At 65.2% G+C, this 18,979-nt stretch carries 14 protein-coding genes; 6 read left to right on the forward strand and 8 right to left on the reverse strand.

From position 1 onward, the window contains the following. Positions 1-97: 97 nt before the first annotated feature. Positions 98-1,129 (forward strand): L-glyceraldehyde 3-phosphate reductase, encoded by a 1,032-nt coding sequence (gene mgrA, locus AX756_RS18560; protein WP_068315242.1) that lies wholly within the window; start codon positions 98-100, stop codon positions 1,127-1,129. Between the two features lie 255 nt (positions 1,130-1,384). Here mgrA and ccmI read toward each other — a convergent pair whose 3' ends face one another. From ccmI to AX756_RS18580, 4 genes are read right to left on the reverse strand one after another with little or no spacing between them, the layout of a single operon-like run. After that, the gene (gene ccmI / locus AX756_RS18565; protein WP_068315245.1) at positions 1,385-2,803 is read right to left on the reverse strand and encodes a c-type cytochrome biogenesis protein CcmI; all 1,419 of its coding nucleotides are present in this window, start codon (positions 2,801-2,803) and stop codon (positions 1,385-1,387) included. After that, positions 2,800-3,300: a cytochrome c-type biogenesis protein gene (locus AX756_RS18570; protein WP_082739185.1), complete on the reverse strand. Its 501-nt coding sequence runs from the start codon at positions 3,298-3,300 to the stop codon at positions 2,800-2,802. Before AX756_RS18570 ends, ccmI begins: the two co-directional genes overlap by 4 nt. Positions 3,301-3,309: 9 nt before the next feature. After that, complete coding sequence (locus AX756_RS18575; RefSeq protein ID WP_068315248.1) at positions 3,310-5,286, reverse strand: heme lyase CcmF/NrfE family subunit; 1,977 nt, start codon at positions 5,284-5,286, stop codon at positions 3,310-3,312. Beyond that, positions 5,283-6,059, reverse strand: a complete 777-nt coding sequence (locus tag AX756_RS18580) for a Crp/Fnr family transcriptional regulator (RefSeq protein WP_068315252.1) — start codon at positions 6,057-6,059, stop codon at positions 5,283-5,285. Before AX756_RS18580 ends, AX756_RS18575 begins: the two co-directional genes overlap by 4 nt. A gap of 255 nt (positions 6,060-6,314) precedes the next feature. Between AX756_RS18580 and AX756_RS18585 the strand changes: the two genes are divergently transcribed. Both AX756_RS18585 and AX756_RS18590 read left to right on the forward strand, forming a co-directional pair. Further along, on the forward strand, positions 6,315-8,687 hold the full coding sequence (locus tag AX756_RS18585) for a cytochrome C (RefSeq protein ID WP_068315255.1): 2,373 nt from the start codon (positions 6,315-6,317) through the stop codon (positions 8,685-8,687). A 67-nt stretch (positions 8,688-8,754) separates the two neighbouring features. After that, positions 8,755-9,120: a Rap1a/Tai family immunity protein gene (locus tag AX756_RS18590; RefSeq protein ID WP_068315258.1), complete on the forward strand. Its 366-nt coding sequence runs from the start codon at positions 8,755-8,757 to the stop codon at positions 9,118-9,120. Between the two features lie 134 nt (positions 9,121-9,254). Here the strand turns inward: AX756_RS18590 and AX756_RS18595 are convergent, their stop codons facing one another. After that, on the reverse strand, positions 9,255-10,661 hold the full coding sequence (locus AX756_RS18595) for an FAD-binding oxidoreductase (RefSeq protein WP_068315261.1): 1,407 nt from the start codon (positions 10,659-10,661) through the stop codon (positions 9,255-9,257). Position 10,662: 1 nt separating this feature from the next. Beyond that, entirely contained in the window at positions 10,663-11,352 is a 690-nt protein-coding gene (locus AX756_RS18600) for an arylesterase (protein WP_068315264.1), read from the reverse strand. Here AX756_RS18600 and AX756_RS18605 point away from each other — a divergent pair. Together AX756_RS18605 and AX756_RS18610 are read left to right on the forward strand one after the other, a co-directional pair. Further along, positions 11,351-12,046, forward strand: coding sequence for an ABC transporter ATP-binding protein (locus AX756_RS18605; protein ID WP_068315268.1), 696 nt, complete (start codon positions 11,351-11,353; stop codon positions 12,044-12,046). The genes AX756_RS18600 and AX756_RS18605 overlap by 2 nt on opposite strands. Then, the gene (locus tag AX756_RS18610) at positions 12,043-14,565 is read left to right on the forward strand and encodes an ABC transporter permease (protein WP_068315270.1); all 2,523 of its coding nucleotides are present in this window, start codon (positions 12,043-12,045) and stop codon (positions 14,563-14,565) included. The genes AX756_RS18605 and AX756_RS18610 overlap by 4 nt, the downstream gene beginning before the upstream one ends. A gap of 21 nt (positions 14,566-14,586) precedes the next feature. On the opposite strand, the gene AX756_RS18615 is transcribed toward AX756_RS18610, so the two are convergent. Then, on the reverse strand, positions 14,587-15,510 hold the full coding sequence (locus tag AX756_RS18615; protein WP_068315273.1) for an isopenicillin N synthase family dioxygenase: 924 nt from the start codon (positions 15,508-15,510) through the stop codon (positions 14,587-14,589). 147 nt (positions 15,511-15,657) lie between these two features. Between AX756_RS18615 and mnmH the strand changes: the two genes are divergently transcribed. Continuing rightward, a complete protein-coding gene (gene mnmH / locus AX756_RS18620) occupies positions 15,658-16,749 on the forward strand; it encodes a tRNA 2-selenouridine(34) synthase MnmH (protein WP_068315275.1) in 1,092 nt (363 codons plus the stop codon). On the opposite strand, the gene selD is transcribed toward mnmH, so the two are convergent. Next, the gene (selD, locus tag AX756_RS18625) at positions 16,714-18,891 is read right to left on the reverse strand and encodes a selenide, water dikinase SelD (RefSeq protein WP_068315278.1); all 2,178 of its coding nucleotides are present in this window, start codon (positions 18,889-18,891) and stop codon (positions 16,714-16,716) included. The two genes, mnmH and selD, sit on opposite strands and share 36 nt — an antisense overlap. Between the last annotated feature and the right edge of the window lie 88 nt (positions 18,892-18,979).

The raw sequence follows: 18,979 nt of genomic DNA on the forward strand, positions 1-18,979 counted from the left end.
CGCGACACGAAATCCCGTTGCATCGGGGCGGCTGCGGGAGGAAAGTGGCGCCGAGCCTGCCGGGCTGCTCCGGCGGGGCCCTATCCGGAGATCTCTCATGAGCTATGTCGCGCATCCCGACCGTTATTCCCGCATGGAATACCGCCGCTGTGGCCATTCGGGCCTGAAACTTCCGGCAGTTTCGCTTGGCCTTTGGCACAATTTCGGCCACGACACCCCGCACCGCACCAAACAGGAGATCTGTCGGACGGCCTTTGACCTCGGGATCACCCATTTCGACCTGGCCAACAACTACGGCCCGCCCCCGGGTTCGGCCGAGGAAGCTTTTGGCGAGATCCTGCGGACGGATTTCCGCGACCATCGGGACGAGCTGATCATTTCCTCCAAGGCGGGCTACCTGATGTGGCCGGGGCCCTATGGCGAGATGGGCAGCCGCAAATACCTGATCGCGAGCTGTGATCAGAGCTTGAAACGGATGGGGCTCGACTATGTCGATATCTTCTATTCGCACCGCTTCGACCCGGACACGCCGCTCGAGGAGACGATGGGGGCGCTGGCCGATCTCGTGATCGCCGGCAAGGCGCTCTATGTTGGCCTGTCTTCGTACAATTCCGCACGCACCCGCGACGCGGTCGGTCTTCTGGAGGATATGGGCGTGCCCTGCCTGATCCACCAGCCGAGCTACAGCCTGCTAAACCGCTGGGTGGAGCGCGACGGGTTGAAGGAGACACTTCAAGAGCTAGGCGTTGGATCGATTGCCTTTTCGCCGCTGGCACAGGGAATGCTGACGAAGAAATACCTTGGCGGTGTGCCGGAAGGCAGCCGGGCGACCAAGGGCGGCAGCTTCCGTGACGGCTTCCTGACCGAAAGCGCGCTGAACTCGGTTCGGGCGCTCAACGAGGTAGCGGAACAGCGCGGGCAGACGCTGGCACAGATGGCAATTGCCTGGGTGCTGCGCAATGAGGGTATCACCTCCGCGTTGATCGGAGCCAGCAAGCCCGAGCAGGTCGTGGATTGCGCCGGGGCCGTTGGCAATCTCCACTTCACGGAAGAGGAACTGGCGGAGATCGACCGGTTGGCCTCAGAGGAAGACATCAATATCTGGGCGCAGTCCTCCGAAGGCGTCTGAGAGGGTATTGCCGCGAGAGGAAAGACGGCCCGGAGGTAGCCTTCGAGCCGTTTGTTGACGGTAAAGGGGGGCGCCGCCCCCCCCCGCTCTTGCGAGGGCTCCCTCAGGATTCGTGAGGAACGAGGAAGTCCCGGAGCGCTTGAGGTCTTCTTCTTTCAGGAAATATCCCCGCCGGAGGCACGATCCGCAGGATCGTTCCCACGTGCGAAGCACGCGCCACCGAATGGCCGAAAGAAACGCTGTCGGTTTCAGGCCTCAATTGGCGCCCAGCACGGCGCCGGCTCCAGAACGAAGCGCATCGAGTGCGGCTTGCCGTCCGGAGAATTGCGCTTTCGCACTCTCATAGGCCTCCCGCGCCGTCTCCATCTGCCCAAGATTGGCATAGGAGCGTACGAGCATGATCCAGCCGTCGAGGTTGTCCGGGTTCTCTTCGAGCTTCGCGGCGAGCCCGGCCACCATGCCGTCGATCATCTCGTCCTGCTCCTCGCGGCTGAGCTGAGAGATCGCGGCGACCTGTTCGGCATCCGGGCCGGACACGCCGGGGCCACGGTCGAGCATGTCCAGACCAAGCGCGCGAGCGGTTTCATCGAACTTCTGCAGCACGAAGGGGGCGGCGCGGAAATGGCTGCGGCCTTCGTTCAGTGCGGCGAGCGCGCCTTCGCCGTTCCCCGCGCCTGAGCGCAAAGTGGCGAGCTCGATCCAGCCCTTGTAGTCGGCGGGCTCGGTGCCGAGGCTCGCTTCGAGTTCGGCGATACGCGCGGTGCCGCTCTCGGCGATTGTGCCGCCGGACGCCGCGATCTCGGCCGGGGTGGCATCAGGCAGGTAGGTGCGCAGGTCCTGCTTCAGGAAACGCGCCATGTTTGCCATGTCGCGGCGGACCATCGGGATCCAGCCCGCGCCCTCGGGCGAGTCCGCGAGCAGCATGCCCCAATCCTCGATCGCGCCCTGGAAATCTTGCGCCTGGGCCTTGGCCAGCGCGATGTAGTAGCGGGCGCGTGGCTCCGGTGTCTCCGCGAGCACTTGCTCGAAGATGATACGCGCTGCTGGTGGAACCTTGTTGCCATTGGCCTTGATCATGGCCTCGGCATAGGTGGCGAGCACCTCGGGGTCGTTCTCCGAAAGTTCTGCCGCACGGCGGTAGGCTTCGGCGGCCGCGCCCAGGTCGCCAACAGCCGCGTAGGACTTGCCCAGCAACCACCAGGTGTCGAGGTCTTCCGGGGTCTTCTCGGTGGCATCGATCAGCAACTGGATTGAACTGGAAATGTCTCCGGCGGCGGCTTGTTGGGTGAGCATCTCCGAGCGACGCGCGGCCAGCGGCTGATCCGGTGCTTGGGGTGTGCCAAGCGCGAGATAGGTGCCGAGTGCGGCCACGACGACCATCGCGGATATGCTCAGCGCGGCCGGGACGGAGCGGTGCCCCATGAAGAAACCCTGATCCATGCGCCGTGCGGCAGCGAGTGCACGGCGTTCGATCTCCTGCCGGGCGGCGTCGCATTCGGCAGGGCTGATGAGGCCCGCCTCGCGGTCGCGTTCGACCTCGTCCAGTTGGTCGCGATAAATCGAGATCGTGCTGTCGGCGGCCTCCATTTCCATCGCACCGTGGCGCAGGAAGGGGCGGGCGATCCAGAGCCCGCAGAGGATGACCAGAAGCGTGGCGACGGCCCAGAAGATCATGTGCGGGTCTCCTCTAGAAGGCGACGGGCTTCGGCCGTCTCTTCTTCGGTCAGTTCAGGCAGCGGATTGGCCGGTTTCGGGCGGCCCCGCAGGTAGCTCAGCATGGCGAGCGCACCGAGGGCGATAAAGCCGATGGGCGCCAGCCAGAGCAGGGTGGTCTGGGCGGTCACGGGCGGCTCCAGCAGGACGTAATCACCGAACCGGGAGCGGACATATTCGAGCACTTCCGCATCGCTGTCGCCTGCCTCCATACGTTCCCGCACCACGACACGGAGGTCGTGGGCAAGCCCGGCATTGGAATCGAAGATCGACTGGTTCTGGCAGACAAGGCAGCGCAATTCGCGGCCGATCTCGCGGGCGCGGGCTTCCTTTTCCGGGTCTTCGAACATCTCGGCGGGGTCGAGGGCGAGCGCAGCAGTGGCAAGAAGACACAGGCCAAGTGCAAGCAGGGCGGAACGGATGCCGCGTTCGTTTCTGGAATTGCTACGGATGTGCATTCTTCTGTCCTATTCCGCGGGTTGCGCGACCGGTCTGCGCGGCGCGGGGGCACCGATACGCAGGCGACGGTCGGCCAGCGAGATCAGCGCCGCGAGCGTGATCATGAGCGCGCCGGCCCACATCCAGGGAACGCCGGGGTTGTAGTAATACCGGGTGACGTAACCTCCTCGCCCGTTGGCATCGCCCAGAACGGCATACAGATCGCCATGCCAGAGCGTTTCGATGGCGGCCTCTGTCGTCGGTTGGCGCTCCACCGGGTAGAAGCGCCGTTCGGGCTCCAGCGTGGTCACATGAGCGCCGTTTCGCGTGACGTCGACTTTGGCGAATGTGGTCTGGTAGTTCGGACCGTTTCCGGAGCGCACATCGTGCAACGTGAACTCGTAGGGGCCGACAGAAACGGGCGTCTCGGCGGTGACGGTCTGGATGGACTCGGTGCTCCATACGGAGACGGCGATGACACCCGCGGCGGCGACGGCAAGGCCCGCGTGGCCGATATAGAGGCCATAGGCCGAGGCGGGCAGGCCGGCAGCACGGCGCAGCGCGGTGAGCGGGTTGGCCTTGGGCAAGCCAATGCGGCGGCCGAAGTCGAGCAGCGTGGCGGTGGCGAGGAAGGTTACGACGAAAGCGCCCAGCAGGCCGACGGCATCGCGCAAACCGAAGCCGAGCGCGAGCCCGGCGGTGATGGCAAGCGCCAGCCCGGTTGTCAGCGTGCACCGCCGGACCACGTCGGCGCGGTTGGCGCGTTTCCACGCCATGAACGGACCGATGCCCGCGATCAGCATGGTGAAACCGAAGATCGGCAGGAAGGTCTTGTTGAAATAGGGCGCGCCAACCGAGATTTTCGCGCCGTTCAACAACTCCAGAAAGAGCGGATAGAGTGTACCGACAAAGACCACGCCACAGGCCGCAGCCAGCAGCAGGTTATTCAGCAGCAACCCGGTTTCCCGCGAGTAGAGCGCGAATACCCCGCCATCGCTCAGCTTTGGCGCCCGCCAGAGATAGAGCGAGAGCGCGCCGCCAATGGCGATGGTGAGCAGCAGCAGGATGAAGGCGCCGCGCTCGGGATCGGTGGCGAAGGCATGGACGGAGGTCAGGATGCCGGAGCGGACGAGGAAGGTGCCGATCAGCGAGAGCGAAAAGGTCAGGATCGCCAGCAGGATGGTCCATTTCAGCAGCGCATTGCGCTTCTCGACCACGATGGCCGAATGCAGCAGCGCCGTGCCGATAAGCCATGGCATGAAGGAGGCGTTCTCCACCGGGTCCCAGAACCAGAAGCCGCCCCAGCCAAGCTCGTAATAGGCCCACCAGGAGCCGAGCGCGATGCCGGCGGTCAGCCCGGACCAGGCGAGCAGCACCCATGGGCGCATCCAGCGCGCCCAGGCGGGATCGACCCGGCCTGTGATGAGGGCGGCGACAGCAAAGGAGAAGGCGGTCGAGAAACCGACATAGCCGAGATAGAGCAGCGGCGGGTGGAAGGCGACGCCGGGGTCCTGCAGGAGCGGGTTCATGCCCTGTCCGTTGATCGGCGCATTGGCGAGCCGCTCGAACGGGTTCGAGGTGAGCAGGATGAAGGCGTAGAAGCCGACGCCGATCATCGCCTGCACCGCCAGCACCGTGGCGCGCATGACAACCGGGATAACGCCGCCGAAAACCGAGATCAGCAGGCCGAAAAGCGACAGCATCAGCACCCAGAGCAGCATCGAGCCCTCGTGGTTGGCCCAGACGCCGGACACCTTGTAGAGCATCGGTTTGCTCGAATGAGAGTTGGCCGCGACGGTCATGACGGAGAAGTCGGAGGACACGAAAGCCCATGTCAGCGCGCCGAAGGCCAGCGCGGTGCCGAGGAACTGGATCTGTGCCGCGGTGTCGGCGCATCGCATGGCGGCGGGCGAGCCATTCAGGGTTCCCCAAAGCGGAACCGTGGATTGCACGACCGCCGCGATCAGGGCGATGCAGAGGGCCAGATGCCCGAGTTCGACGATCATGACGAAACCTCGCGCAAGGTTCTCGGGCCACCCGGAACGACCGCCGAGCGGAAGACCTGCGGTGTGGGGATGTCGACCGGCAGGCGGCGATCAAGCTCGGCAAGGTCGGGGATGATGAATTCGGAGGGTGAGAGGAATTTCACCAGCTTGGATTTCTTGAGCCTGGAGAGGATCCGGCTGACCGTCTCCGAGTTCAGCCCGAGATAATCGGCAATGTCCTCGCGCGACATCGGCAGCGAGACCATCGGTTGGGTCTCGGGCGTGGCGCCGGCGCGAACCGCCATCTCGGCAAGAAAGAGTGTAACCCGCTCGACGGAATCGAGGCGGCCAAGCGTGGTCAGGTGGGACTGGGAACGTTCGAGGCGGCGATGCACGACGTGGAAGGACGCAGCGAGGAAGGCCGGGTCCGTGTGCAGTTGCCGCGCACGCGCGCTCAGATCGATTTCGCAGATCAGGCAATCGCTCAACGCCTCAAGCCAGTTCTGCGTGCCGGGGCCGGCCATCAGCGAGCAGATCGTCTCGCCCTTGGTCTCAAGGCTGACGATCTGGCGTCGTCCGTCCTCGAAGGAGGTGCAGGAAGCCGCCGTGCCATGCACCACGATCCAGAATTTCAAGCAAGCATTGCCCTCGGCCGCATCCAGCCGGTCGCCGCGCTTGAGCGCATGCTTGATTCGAATCGCATTTTCCGGCTGCGGCGGCAGGAAGGTGCACAGCACCTGCTGGCAGGAGCCACATGGCGCCGCGCCGTCAACGACGTTGTGTTTTCTCAACATTCTGTGGCCCTGTTCGCGAGTTCTGGGGGCGTTTGATTTTAGTATAGTTCAAACAGAGGCTGTTCTTTGCGCTGGATCAAGGCCTGACAGTGATTTCTCGACAGTGGGCCGCGGCTTGATCATCGGCCACGCGCGCAAGGGCGAAACATTCCGATTTGAGCAAGTGTTTTAAACCTGACAAATGTCAGGGTGCCACAGATCACGCGCGCGTTATCAAAATTGAGAACGAAACTTTAGCCAGGGGAGGAAACGCGCGTGAGACGTATATTCCTGACACTGACCCTGCTTCTTGGGTCCGCCGGTCTTGCGGTGGCCCAGGATAATGCGGCAGCGGAAGCAGAGCCGATGACGGTCAGTGCCGAACTGGCAGCCGAAAAGGGCTGCCTTTCGTGCCATGAGGGCATCGAGAAATTCACCGAAGGCGTCATGATGGAGACCATCGAGGCGCTGGGCGGCGACTATGACGATGCCGCCGGCTGCACCGTCTGTCACGGCGGCAACGTGCTTGGCACCACGGTCGACGAGGCCCATGCTGGTGCACATGCCACGATGATCGAAGATGGCGGCCCGCAGATGTTCTACCCCGATCCCGGCTCCGTCTGGATTGCGGACAACACCTGTGGCCAGTCCGGTTGTCACGAAGGTTATGCCGAGCGTCTGACCAAGTCGCTGATGAATACCGAGGCCGGCAAGCTGCAGGGCAACCTGTGGTCCTGGGGCGTGCTCGACACGCATCGCTCGGTTTACGGCAACTATGACCTGGTGGATGAAGACGGCTACGTTCCGACTGTCGGCACAGATGCCTACAAGGAATACATGGTCGCCTTTGCCGAATCGCACCCCGACCAGATGCCTGACTCGATGGAGCAGGTGCCTGAAGTGGATGTCGACCAGATTTCCGAGCACCCGAATCTCGCCGGTATCACCTATTCGCGCCAGCAATGTCAGCGTTGCCACGTTGGCGTGAACGGCCGCGAAAAGCGCGGTGACTATCGCGGTGCCGGTTGCTCTTCCTGCCACGTTCCCTATTCGAACGAGGGCTTCTACGAGGGCGGCGACCCGACCATTGCCAAGGACCAGCCCGGCAAGCTGCTGACACACCAGCTTCAGGCGACCCGGAAGTCCAAGGTCAAGCATGGCGATATCGAGTATTCCGGTATTCCCAACGAGACCTGCTCGTCGTGCCACAACCGCGGCAAGCGGATTGGCGTGAGCTACCAGGGCATCATGGAATTCCCCTACGGCTCGCCCTACTCGCCCACCGGTGGCAAGCAGCCCAAGCTTCACACCAAGAACTACCTGTTCATCAAGGACGACCTGCACCATCAGGTCCAGTCGCGCGAAGGCAACCCCGAAGGCGGTATGCTTTGCCAGGACTGCCACACCACCGTGGATATGCACGGCGACGGCAACATGCCCGGCACGACCCTTGCCCAGGTGGAGATCGAGTGCGAGGACTGCCATGGCACCGTTGGCCAGTTCCCGTGGGAGCTGCCGCTCGGCTATGGCGAAGAGTTCCAGCAGGAAATCGCTTCTGACGCTCGCGGCCTTGCCGACGACCTGACGGACGAGCAGTACTTTGCCGAGGTCTATGACGCCGAGGATGGCTACCTGCTGACCGCACGCGGCAACCCGTTCGGCAACGTGGTGAAGAAGGGCTCCAAGGTCATTCTGCACTCCGCATCCGGTGTCGACTTCGAGATTCCGGTGCTGAAGCAGATCGCGATGGACGGTACCTGGAAGTCGCCGAACGCCGAAGTGGCGATGATGTCGGTTGGCAAGCACATGGAGTCCATGGAGTGCTATGCCTGTCACGCCGACTGGGCGCCGCAATGCTACGGCTGCCACATCACCGTGGACTATTCGGAAGGCAAGACGGATGTCGACTGGATCACCAATGCCAATGCGCGTGAGCCCAATGGTCTGACGGCGGATGCGCCGCTCGGCACCAACGGTCTGACGAGCGCCGGCAAGGTCTCCGAGACACGCTCCTACCTGCGTTGGGAAGAGCCGACCCTCGGGATCAACGGTGAAGGCCGCGTTTCGCCGCTCATGCCGGGCTGCCAGGTCATCACCACGGTGATCGACAAGGATGGCAACACGGTTGCGCATAACGAGATCTGGATGACGCCGGATGCCGGTGGCACCAAGGGCCTCGACCATGCTGCCGTTCAGCCGCACACGGCTGGCCGTCTGGCACGGACCTGCGAGAGCTGCCACAACAACCCGAAAGCGCTGGGCTACGGCATCAGCGGTGGTCGCTTCCTGAGCGACTACACCAAGGGCTTCGTGGTGGATCTGGAAACCGCTGCCGGGGAAATCATCCCGGGTCAGCACCAGTTCCAGTCGCAACCGGTTCCCGAACTCGACCACGATCTAAGCCGGATCGTGACCGAGGATGGGCAGCAGCTCGTGACCATCGGGTCGCACTGGCCGCTGACCGGCCCGCTGCCGCAGGAGATGCGCGAGAAGATGGAGCGCACCGGCCTGTGCATGGGTTGCCACCAGAACATGACGAACGAAGAGCTGTGGAATAAGGTCAACAGCCCCGAATTCGTCAATAACGAAGAGCACCAGGATGTGATGGATCAGGCGATCCACGCCCTGGCCGACAAGAAATCCGAGTAATATCGGAACGCCCGGCCGCTCCTCGCGGGTGGCCGGGCCTGTCTCTTGAACTCGGGGGAACACCGACATGCGCAAGACCTTGATCTTCACACTTGCCGCCATGGGGCTGGCCACGGTTGCCGCGGCGGATTCCCACATGGCTTCCGGCTATAGCGCCAAAGACCTGCTTCAGCCCTGTTTCGACGCGGATAACGACGCCCGTGACGGCATCTTTGCCGAGATCGAATGCGAGCAATACATGCTTGGGTTCGTCGGGGCGCTGAAGGCAGCCGGCGCGATGGAAGGCATCTGCCTGCCGGAACAGAACGTCGCCGACGAGGTGCGTTGGGCCTATATGCGCTGGATCCACGAATCCTACACCGCGCGCACGAAGCTCGCGGCCGAGGACGCCGTGTTCGGCTCGCTGAAAGACAATTTCGCCTGCTCGAACTGAGCCAGCGGAAGCAACAGGAAAAGGAAGGGCCCGGCACTGCCGGGCCTTTTCAGTTTCGACGTCTGGCCCGGGTTCGGGTGTCGGCCTGGGAAATTCCGATGCGCAGGAAGAGCGGCTTTGTCCTGCGCTCTAGGTCAGGGCAGGACCTTGCCCGGGTTCATGATCCCCTGCGGGTCCAGCGCGGTCTTGATCTGCCGCATCACCGCCAGCGCCACCGGGTTCTTGCGCCGCCGCATCGAGGCCAGCTTGGACTTGCCAATCCCGTGTTCGGCCGAGAAGGACCCGCCAAGCGCGATGGCCAGCTCCTCGACCTCCTCAAGGATCCGGTCGAGCAGCGTGTCGTCGTCCCGCGACGGCTGCGCGGTGTAGTGGATATTGCCATCGCCAAAGTGGCAGACGCACATCGAGGTCATGGCCTCGTCCAGCGATTTCATGCGCGGTTCAATCTTTTCGAGGAACTCGGAGACCCTGTCCAGCGGCACGCAGACATCGGTATTGACGAAGGGCGGGTTTTCCAGGGCCACTTCGGCATTGCCCTCGCGGATTGCCCACATCGCCGCCCGCTGGGTCTCGTTCTGTGCGACCACCGCGTCCAGGACGCTTTCCTCCTCGAGCATGCCGCCGAGCACTTCTTCCAGATAGGCCACCACTGGCAGCGTGCCGTCATCGCCCGGGATGGCGTCGCGTGCAGCGGTGGCGCCGATCTCGACAAGGATATTCACGTCATAGGTCTCATCGAAGGGCGAACGCATGCCGTCGAAATGCGCGGTGATCGCGTCAATGGTGGGACCGGGCATGTATTCGAAGGCTTCCACCGCGCCGCCCGTGGCCGATTGCAGGCGGTTCAGCATGACAAGCGCATCGTCGAGCGTGGCCACCGCGACCATGGCCGTGGCATAGGCAGCGGGCTTGGGAAACAGCTTCAGCGTGGCGGCGGTGATGATGCCGAGCGTTCCCTCGGCGCCGATGAACAGGTCCTTCAGGTCGTAGCCGGAATTGTCCTTGTGCAGAGCGGTCATCAGGTCCAGCACCTCGCCCGAGGGCAGCACGACCTCCAGCCCGAGGCAGAGTGCCCGGGTGGAGCCGTAACGCACCACGTTGGAGCCGCCGGCATTGGTCGACAGGCACCCGCCCAGCATCGCCGAGCCGCGCGCGCCAAAGATCAGCGGGAAGATGAGCCCATGCGGGTCGACGGCTTCATGCATCTTGTCGAGCACGACGCCGGCCTCGACCACCGCCACGCGCGCCTCCTTGCGGATCTCGCGCACGGCGTTCATCCGCTCCAGCGAGACCATGAGCGCGCCCTCGCCATAGGTGCCGCCGCACAGGCCGGTATTGCCGCAGACCGGCACGATGGGAACGCCCTCGGCCGCCGCGGCCTTGACCACGGCGGAGACGTCTTCTGTCGAGGCGGGCCGGACGACGGCAATGGGCGTGCTGGGGTAGACGGCCGTCCAGTCCGTGCTGTAGCGGGCGCAATCCTCGCCGGTGAGCACATGGGCTGGGCCGACAATCTGGGCAAGTCTTTCGATCAGGGTCATTCTAGTCTCGGTCAATGCGATCCAGCAGCAACGCGACCTTTGGGCCGAGCGCGGCGACGATCTTGCTGACACCCGCAGCATTTGGGTGCAATCCGTCCGGTTGCAGATAAGTCGCTGCGGCGGACGGATCGCCCTCAACGGCCAGCCCGGCAAAGAAATTGTCGGCGTGAAGCGTGCCGAATTCCTCGGCGAGTTCGGGATACATGTTGTCGAAGGCGGCCTTGTAGTCGGGCCCGTAATTGCCGGGCGCCTGGATGCCCACAAGAAGGACCTCGACCCCGGCCTCGCGGGCCGCGACGAGGATGCCGCGCAGGTTCTCGCGCGAATTGGCCGGGTCGATGCCGCGCAGCATGTCATTGCCACCAAGCGCCACGATCATGCCGCGTATTTCAGGCGTAAGCGTCCAGCCAACGCGGGACAGCCCGCCGGCGGTCGTGTCGCCGGAGACGCCGGCATTGGTGATCGAAACGTCATGCCCGTTGTCGCGCAACCAGGCTTCGAGCTGTGGCACGAAGCCTTCCTCGGGCGGCAGGCCGTAGCCCTGTGTCAGGCTGTCGCCAAGGGCCGCGAGGTTCACCGGTTCTGCCAAGGCCGGCAGCGCCAGCAGGAGAGCCGCAGCAAGCACTGCCTTGCGGACTCCGCCAACTGCCCCATATGCAAGGCTGAGAAGCAATTTGGAGGCCCGGCCCATGACAGACACGATCTTGTCCCTGCGTGACGTGACCTTGGCATTGGATGGCAATGCCGGCCGGGTCGAAATCCTGCACGGGATAACGCTCGATCTGCGCGAGGGCGAAACTCTTGGGCTTGTGGGGCCGAGCGGGTCCGGCAAGTCGTCGCTCCTGATGGTGATGGGCGGGCTGGAGCGCGCCTCATCGGGGACAGTCACCGCAGCGGGGCATGATCTCTCCGCGATGGGAGAAGATTCGCTCGCCCGGTTTCGACGTAATCATATGGGCGTGGTCTTCCAGAGTTTCCACCTAATTCCAACGATGACGGCGCTTGAAAACGTCGCAACCCCGTTGGAACTGGCGGGTCGGCGCGATGCGTTTGACCGCGCGGCGGCAGAGTTGGAAGCCGTTGGCCTTGGCGCGCGGCTGGACCACTACCCCGCCCAGCTTTCGGGCGGCGAGCAGCAGCGCGTGGCGCTGGCGCGGGCGGCGGCGCCGCGGCCGCGGATCCTGCTGGCCGACGAGCCGACGGGCAATCTCGACGGGGCCACGGGGGAAGCGATCATGGAACTTCTCTTCGGGCTGCGCGACCGGCACGGGGCAACGCTGGTGTTGGTGACCCACGCGCCTGAACTGGCCGAGCGCTGCGACCGGATCGTGCGGCTCGTCGATGGCCGGGTCGATGACGACGCCTCGGCGGGAGCAGCAGCGTGAGTTTCGCCAACGCTCTGCGCATCGCGCGTCGGGAGTTGCGCGGGGGGCTTCGCGGCTTCTGGGTGTTTCTTGCGTGTCTTGCGCTTGGCGTGGCCGCGATCGCCGCTGTCGGCTCGGTGCGGGCCGGGATCGAGGCGGGGCTGGCACGCGAAGGCTCGGTACTGCTCGGCGGCGATGCCGAGATGACATTCACCTATCGCTACGCGCTGCCCGAGGAGCGCGCCTGGATGGAGGAAAATGCCGAGCGGGTCTCCGAGATCGTTGATTTCCGCTCCATGGCCGTGGTCGGCGAGGAACGCGGGCTGACGCAGGTCAAGGGGATCGACGGGGCCTACCCGCTTTATGGCGATGTGGTGCTGGAACCGGAGATGACGCTGGAAGCCGCGATGGACGGCCAAGACGGCGTGCCCGGCGCGGTCATGGAGCGCGTTCTGGCGGACCGGCTGGGCCTCTTGCCCGGTGCGCAGTTCCGGCTGGGAACGCAGGATTTCGTCCTGTCGGCGGTGCTGGCGCAGGAGCCGGACAATGCCGGGGACGGCTTCGGCCTCGGGCCGCGTACGCTGCTGCGCACGGAGGCACTGGCCAATTCTTCCCTGCTGGAGCCGGGGACGCTCTTTGAGACGCGCTACCGGCTGCAATTTCCGGAAGGCGCCGATTTGCACGTGCTGAAGGGCGCGGCGGAAGGGCAGTTCCGGGACGAGGGCCTGCGCTGGCGTGACAGCCGCAACGGTGCGCCGGGCGTGGCGCGCTTTGTCGAACGTCTGGGCGCGTTCCTTGTGCTTGTCGGGTTGGCGGGGCTGGCCGTGGGCGGGGTTGGTGTCTCGGCGGCGGTGCGGGCCTACTTGGAGGGCAAGCGCGAGGTGATCGCCACGCTCAAGACACTCGGGGCCGAGAGCCGGACGATCCTGGCCGCCTACCTGTTCCAGATCGGCGCGCTTGCCGTGCTTGGCATTGCCATCGGCTTGCTGCTGGGCGGGCTTCTGCCGCTGCTCTTTGCCCCGGTGATCGAGGCCCGCCTGCCGGTGCCGGCGGAGTTCGGGCTCTATCCCGGCCCACTGGCCGAGGCGGCGCTTTACGGCGTTCTGACGGCGTTGCTTTTCACGCTCTGGCCGCTGGCGCGGACCGAAGAAATCCGGGCGGCGACGCTCTTTCGCGATGTCGTCTCGTCCCGGTTCGACCTGCCGCGCCTGCGCTACGTGCTGGTGACGCTGCTTCTGCTGGCCGCGCTGATCGGGACCTCGGCGGCGCTCTCCGGCGTGCCGCAACTGGCGCTTTATGCTGCCGCCGGGGTGGCGGGCTCGCTGTTGCTGCTTGTTGTGGCCGCGCTCGGGATCCGGGCGCTCTCGCGGCGCGCGGCCCGGCTGCCGCTGCTGCGCGGCTGGACGCCGCTGCGGCTCGCGCTTGGTGCGGTCGGCGGGCCGGGCACGGAGGCCACATCGGTCGTGCTCTCGCTCGGGCTGGGCCTGACGGTTCTGGCAAGCGTCGGGCAGATCGACGCCAACCTGCGCAGCGCCATCGCGCGCGACCTGCCCGAGGTCGCGCCCTCCTATTTTGTCGTCGATATCCAGCCGGGACAGCTCGAAGGTTTTCTGGAGCGGGTCGAGAGCGATCCAGCCGTGAGCCGGGTCGATACCGCGCCGATGCTGCGCGGCATCGTCACCCGCATCAACGGCCTGCCGGCGCGTGAGGCGGTCGGCGAGCATTGGGTCGTTCGCGGGGATCGGGGTGTGACCTATGCCGCGCAACCGGATGCACGCACAACGGTCATCGCCGGCGAATGGTGGCCGGAGGATTATTCCGGTCCGCCGCAGGTGAGTTTTGCCGCCGAGGAGGCCGAGGAGATGGGGCTGAAGCTCGGCGACGAGATGACGATCAACATCCTTGGCCGGGACATCGCGGCGACGATCACCAGCTTCCGGGAGGTCGATTTCTCGACCGCCGGCATCGGTTTCGTCCTGACGATAAACCCCGCGGCGGTTGCCGGTGCCCCGCATAGCCATATCGCCACGATCTATGCCGCGCCGGAGGCCGAGGCGGCGATCCTGCGCGACCTCGCCAAGACCTATCCGAACATCACCGCGATCCGCGTGCGCGACGCCATCGACCGCGTCAGCGAAGTGCTGGCCGGTATCGCCGCTGCCATCACCTATGGTGCGGCGGCAACGCTGGTGACGGGCGTCGTGGTGCTGATCGGGGCGGCGGCGGCGGGCGAGCGGGCGCGGGTGTTCGAGGCGGCAGTGCTCAAGACGGTGGGCGCGACGCGCTGGCAGGTGCTGAGCTATTTCGCCATCCGCTCGGCACTTCTGGGCGCAGCGGCGGGCAGCGTGGCGATCCTCTGCGGCGGGTTGTCGGGCTGGGCGGTGACGACCTTCGTCATGGAGACCGATTTCGCCTTCGAGCCGCTCTCGGCGCTGGCCATCGTTGCGGGCGGCGTGCTGGCAACCTTGCTGGCCGGGCTTGGCTTTGCCTGGCGTCCACTGGCGACGCGCCCGGCGCGGGTTCTGCGCGCGCGGGAATAGCGACGGCCTGCCCTGGGGTTCTCAGCGCTGTGGCACCAGGTGCGCGGCCGAGAGACCTTCGGCGAGGTAGTCCCCATATTTCACCGGCCTCTGTTCCGCTTTTCCAAAGCCGGGGAAGGGGCACAGAGGCGCTTCGGGGGCCGGATCTAGGTAGAAGTTTATCGCCTGCCGCCGTCGGTCAGGAGATCGGACGCGATGCGGTGTGGCGGCATATCTGCCGTCCGTCCAGCGTTCCAGCGCGTCTCCCAGCAAGATGATGAAACTGTCGGGATCCGGTTCGACATCGATCCAGTCGCCGTTGCGGAGTTTTGCCTGCAAGCCGGGCTGGTCATCGGTCAGCAGAAGCGAGATCGAACCGAAATCCGTGTGCGTTCCTGCGCCGGTCTCGGCCCGGGACCCCGTACCGGGCGGATAGGTGATCAGGCGCAGCGTGGCCAGCGGATCGGCAAAGAGCGGATCGAAATAGTCCAGAGCTATCCCCAGTTCGGCGGCGAAGGCGCGATGCAGCGCAAGGCCGAGTTCCAGAACGGCGTCGTAATAGGTCAGCATCGTGTCCCGGAAGCCGGGTATGGCAGGCCAGGGGGTCTGCGTGCGGAAGGGTTGGCGGGTGGCCACGCGCGGATCGGTCCGGGGCAGTTCCAGCCCGATATTGAACGCCTCGCGCCGTTCCAGGACGCTGGAGCCATCGGCCAGGCGCTCCACGCCCAGCCGCGCCCAGCCGCGATTATGGGGGCCGGCCTGCATGGCGAGCGTGCGTTTCTCGGCTTCGGTCAAGTCGAATACGTTGGTGCAACCAGTGAAGGCATCGCAAATGAGCTCCGGGTCGATTCCGTGATGCGCCAGCCGGAAGATACCCGGCCCGTGAATGGCGGTCGAAAGGTCTGAAATGAAACCTTCTTTGTCCGTCGCCTCCGAAAAGCGACGCCAATCGAGCGTTGGGATCATGATACGTTTCCTTCTCCCGTTACTGTAACGGTCCACATTTATGGACAGGAAATCAAGCGCCTATCTGGCGCAGTTTCGCGCCTTTCCCTAGGAATACGTTTGCGCGCGGCGCTTTCACTCACCCATTGCCTGCGCTAAGAGCCGGTCATGGCTTATGAACTGCCCGACCTCTCTGCGCCCTTGGAGATGCCCTTCGATGATGTGATCGATGTGCGCTCACCGGATGAATTTGCCGAGGACCATTTGCCCGGTGCGATCTCGCTGCCTGTTCTGGATAACGAACAGCGGGCGATTGTCGGCACGATCTACAAGCAGGAAAGCCCGTTCAAGGCACGCAAGGTCGGCGCGGCGCTGGTGGCGCAGAACGCGGCCCGGCATTTGCAGGGTCCGCTGGCAGACAAGGACGGGGCCTGGCAGCCGCTGGTCTATTGCTGGCGCGGCGGGCAGCGGTCGAACTCGCTGGCCTCGATCTTCAAGCAAGTGGGCTGGCGGGCCGATGTGCTGACGGGCGGTTACCAGACGTACCGCCGGGCCGTGGTCGCGCGGCTCTACGAGAACGTGTTGCCGCATCGTTTTGTCCTGATCGACGGCGATACCGGCACGGCCAAGACCGAAATCCTGCATCTGGTCGCCGCGCGTGGCGGGCAGATTCTGGACCTTGAAGGGTTGGCGAACCATCGCGGCTCCGTGCTTGGGCCGCGCCCCGGCGGGCAGCCGAGCCAGAAGATGCTGGAGAGCCGCCTCGTGGCCGCGCTTGCCCGGCTGGACCCGGCACGGCCGGTTCTGGTCGAAGCCGAGAGCAGCAAGGTGGGCGATCTGCTGGTGCCGCCAACGGTTTGGCAGGCGATGCGGGCGGCGCCGCGTGTCCGGGTGCAGGCCAGCGTGGAGGATCGGGCGAAATACCTTGCCCGTGCCTATGCCGACATTTCGGCGGATCGGGACGGGCTGAAGGACATCCTATCGCTGCTGGTCCGGCTGCAGGGCCACGAGCGGGTGAATGGCTGGAAAGAGATGGTCGATCAGGGCCAGTTCGAAGCGCTGGCGCTGGACCTCGTGACCCTTCACTACGACAGCCGCTACGCGAAATCGCGCAGTGTTGCGGGCGAGCCGGCGGTGCGGATGGACATTGCCCTTTCCGCAGAGGGGCTCGGTTCTGCCGCGGACAGGGTGCTGGAAGCGGTCGAGACACTGCGTGGTGCCGGTTCACAGAACGGTCAGGAAAGCCGGCCCCTCGACTAGGCCGCCGATCTGGCGCGCATCGAAACCCGCGTCCTGAAGGGCTTGCAGGGCGTTCTGGGCTTCACTTCGCGCCACGGCTGCCAACAGGCCGCCGGCCGTCTGCGGATCGAACAGCAACTCCGCGCGGGGGCCTTCGGGCAGCAGCATTCTGCCGGCAACATTCCGGTTCGCGGGGTGGAGCGTGGAGTGAACGCCCGCTTCCGCCAACCCCACCGCCCCGCGATAGAACGCGATCTCGTCCAGCCGAATCTCCGCAGACAACTCCGAAGCGTCACAGATACCCAGAAGGTGCCCGGCCAGCCCGAAACCGGTGACATCGGTCATGGCATGGGCGCTGGAGAGGATGCGGGCGGCCGTGCCCTGTGGCCGTGCCATTGAGGCAAGCGCGTCCAGAACGTCCGCCCCGCGCGCCTTGCCTTGCATTTCGCCGGCCAGGATCGTGCCCGTTCCGAGCGGCTTGGTCAGGATCAGAGCATCGCCCGCCCGGGCGCCGGCCAGCGTGATCGGCGGGGTAGGGCGCAGGCCGGTGAGGGTGAAGCCGATGCTGCACTCCGCGCCGATGCTGGTATGGCCGCCAACGAGATCCGCGCCTTCGGCCCGGAACACCTCCGTCGCCGCGCCCAGAATCTCGCCCAGCGTCTGCTGCTGGAGCGCGCCGCGCATCGGCGGCAGGGTGACATTGGCCAGCGCCACCTGCGGCGCGGCACCCATCGCCCAGATATCGCCAAGCGCATGAATGGCCGCGATCCGGGCGAACAGGGCCGGATCCTCGGTGAAGGCGCGCAGGTGATCGGTTGTGAGAACCTGGAACCCGTCGCCCGTGGAAAGGATCGCGGCATCGTCCCCCGGCAGGCTGGCCACTTCTGGACGCATGGGCGCGGGCAGCTTCGCCAGTGCCTGTTGCAACTCCGATCCCGCCACCTTTGCGCCGCAGCCGCCGCAGAGCGGTTGGTCGCCATGGAGTTCGTCCAGCCCCTTGGCTCGGCGCGGGGGCAGGGGAGGCGCGGGCATGCGTGGCAGATCCTGCATCTTGTGCATGAACCGCCGGTCGATCCGGTCTTTCCACCGCCAGAGCCATCGCCCGGACAGGGTGAAGCCGCTCCTGTCGGCCAGTGCGTCCTTGCCGCCGAGCGAGACCAGTTTGAGGTAGTCCTTTTGCGGACGGAAGCGGCGCAGGCTGCCGCCGGCGAGTGTTGCGCGAAGGTTCTGGAACAGGATTGGCGCCGCGCGCACGGCATAGACGCCGGCCTTCGGGCGTGGTGCAAAGCTCAGATCGGCGCAATCACCGCTGGCAAAGATTTCGGGCGCGTTCAGGCTGCGCAGATGCCGGTCGACGCTGAGATAGCCCTCCGCATGCTGTAAGCCTGTCTCGGCGATCCAGTCATGTGGCCGCGCACCAGCACAGCCGAGCACAAAAGACGCCTCGATATAGGCCCCCGAGGCAAGCTCGACGCCGTTCGCCGCGACCCTGGCGACAGGCGATTGCTCGTGGAGGATGATATCGCCCTGCCGCAACCGCTCGAAGAGTGTGGAGCGACTGTCACCCGAAACCCCGTCCAGAGCCCGGCCCGAATCCACGATCTCGATCCGTGCCGGTTTGCCGAGCGTGTCGCTGCGGTGGCGCATCGCCAGTGCCAGTTCGACGCCGGCGATCCCGGCACCGATGATACAGATGCGCGGCGCAACCGCGCCCGCCTGCAACCGATCGCACCACGCGTTCCAGGCAAGAGCGAACCCGTCGAGCGGCTTGGCCGGAACACCATGTTCCGCAAAGCCCGGGATCTGGGGGATATCCGTCGTTATGCCGATATCCACCGCCAGTGCATCGTAGCGGAGGCCGGTTCCGGTCGACAGCAGCACCTGCCGGTTGTCCGGATCGATCCCCGTGGCTGCCGCGTTTACGAAGCGCGCGCCCGCGAAGCGCGCCAGCCGCACGAGGTCGATTTCCAGCTCGTTGCGGACATAATGTCCGGCAATATGGCCCGGCAACATGCCGGAATAGAAGGCAACAGGGCCGGGATTGACCAGTGTGAGGCGCACGCCCGGAAGCGGATCCATGCCCCACATCCGCAGCAGGAGGGCATGGCTGTGCCCGCCGCCAACGAGCACGAGGTCCCGGGTCAGGGGTAGTGGCATGTGCATGCGTGTCTCCGTTTGCCTTCACCGACTGAAACAGAGGCCCGGGACAAGGTAAAGGGCTCGGAATTTCCCGGTTGAAGGCGGTACGAAT

Origin of the sequence: Aliiruegeria sabulilitoris, assembly GCF_001558155.1 — a bacterium.
Lineage (GTDB): Bacteria > Pseudomonadota > Alphaproteobacteria > Rhodobacterales > Rhodobacteraceae > Tropicimonas > Tropicimonas sabulilitoris.

Coding starts and splice junctions, on each gene's coding strand:
- mgrA (WP_068315242.1), top strand. CDS start 98: ATGAGCTATGTCGCGCATCCCGACCGTTATTCCCGCATGGAATACCGC.
- AX756_RS18615 (WP_068315273.1), bottom strand. CDS start 15,510: ATGATCCCAACGCTCGATTGGCGTCGCTTTTCGGAGGCGACGGACAAA.
- ccmI (WP_068315245.1), bottom strand. CDS start 2,803: ATGATCTTCTGGGCCGTCGCCACGCTTCTGGTCATCCTCTGCGGGCTC.
- AX756_RS18575 (WP_068315248.1), bottom strand. CDS start 5,286: ATGATCGTCGAACTCGGGCATCTGGCCCTCTGCATCGCCCTGATCGCG.
- mnmH (WP_068315275.1), top strand. CDS start 15,658: ATGGCTTATGAACTGCCCGACCTCTCTGCGCCCTTGGAGATGCCCTTC.
- AX756_RS18600 (WP_068315264.1), bottom strand. CDS start 11,352: ATGGGCCGGGCCTCCAAATTGCTTCTCAGCCTTGCATATGGGGCAGTT.
- AX756_RS18570 (WP_082739185.1), bottom strand. CDS start 3,300: ATGCACATCCGTAGCAATTCCAGAAACGAACGCGGCATCCGTTCCGCC.
- selD (WP_068315278.1), bottom strand. CDS start 18,891: ATGCACATGCCACTACCCCTGACCCGGGACCTCGTGCTCGTTGGCGGC.
- AX756_RS18580 (WP_068315252.1), bottom strand. CDS start 6,059: ATGTTGAGAAAACACAACGTCGTTGACGGCGCGGCGCCATGTGGCTCC.
- AX756_RS18595 (WP_068315261.1), bottom strand. CDS start 10,661: ATGACCCTGATCGAAAGACTTGCCCAGATTGTCGGCCCAGCCCATGTG.
- AX756_RS18590 (WP_068315258.1), top strand. CDS start 8,755: ATGCGCAAGACCTTGATCTTCACACTTGCCGCCATGGGGCTGGCCACG.
- AX756_RS18605 (WP_068315268.1), top strand. CDS start 11,351: ATGACAGACACGATCTTGTCCCTGCGTGACGTGACCTTGGCATTGGAT.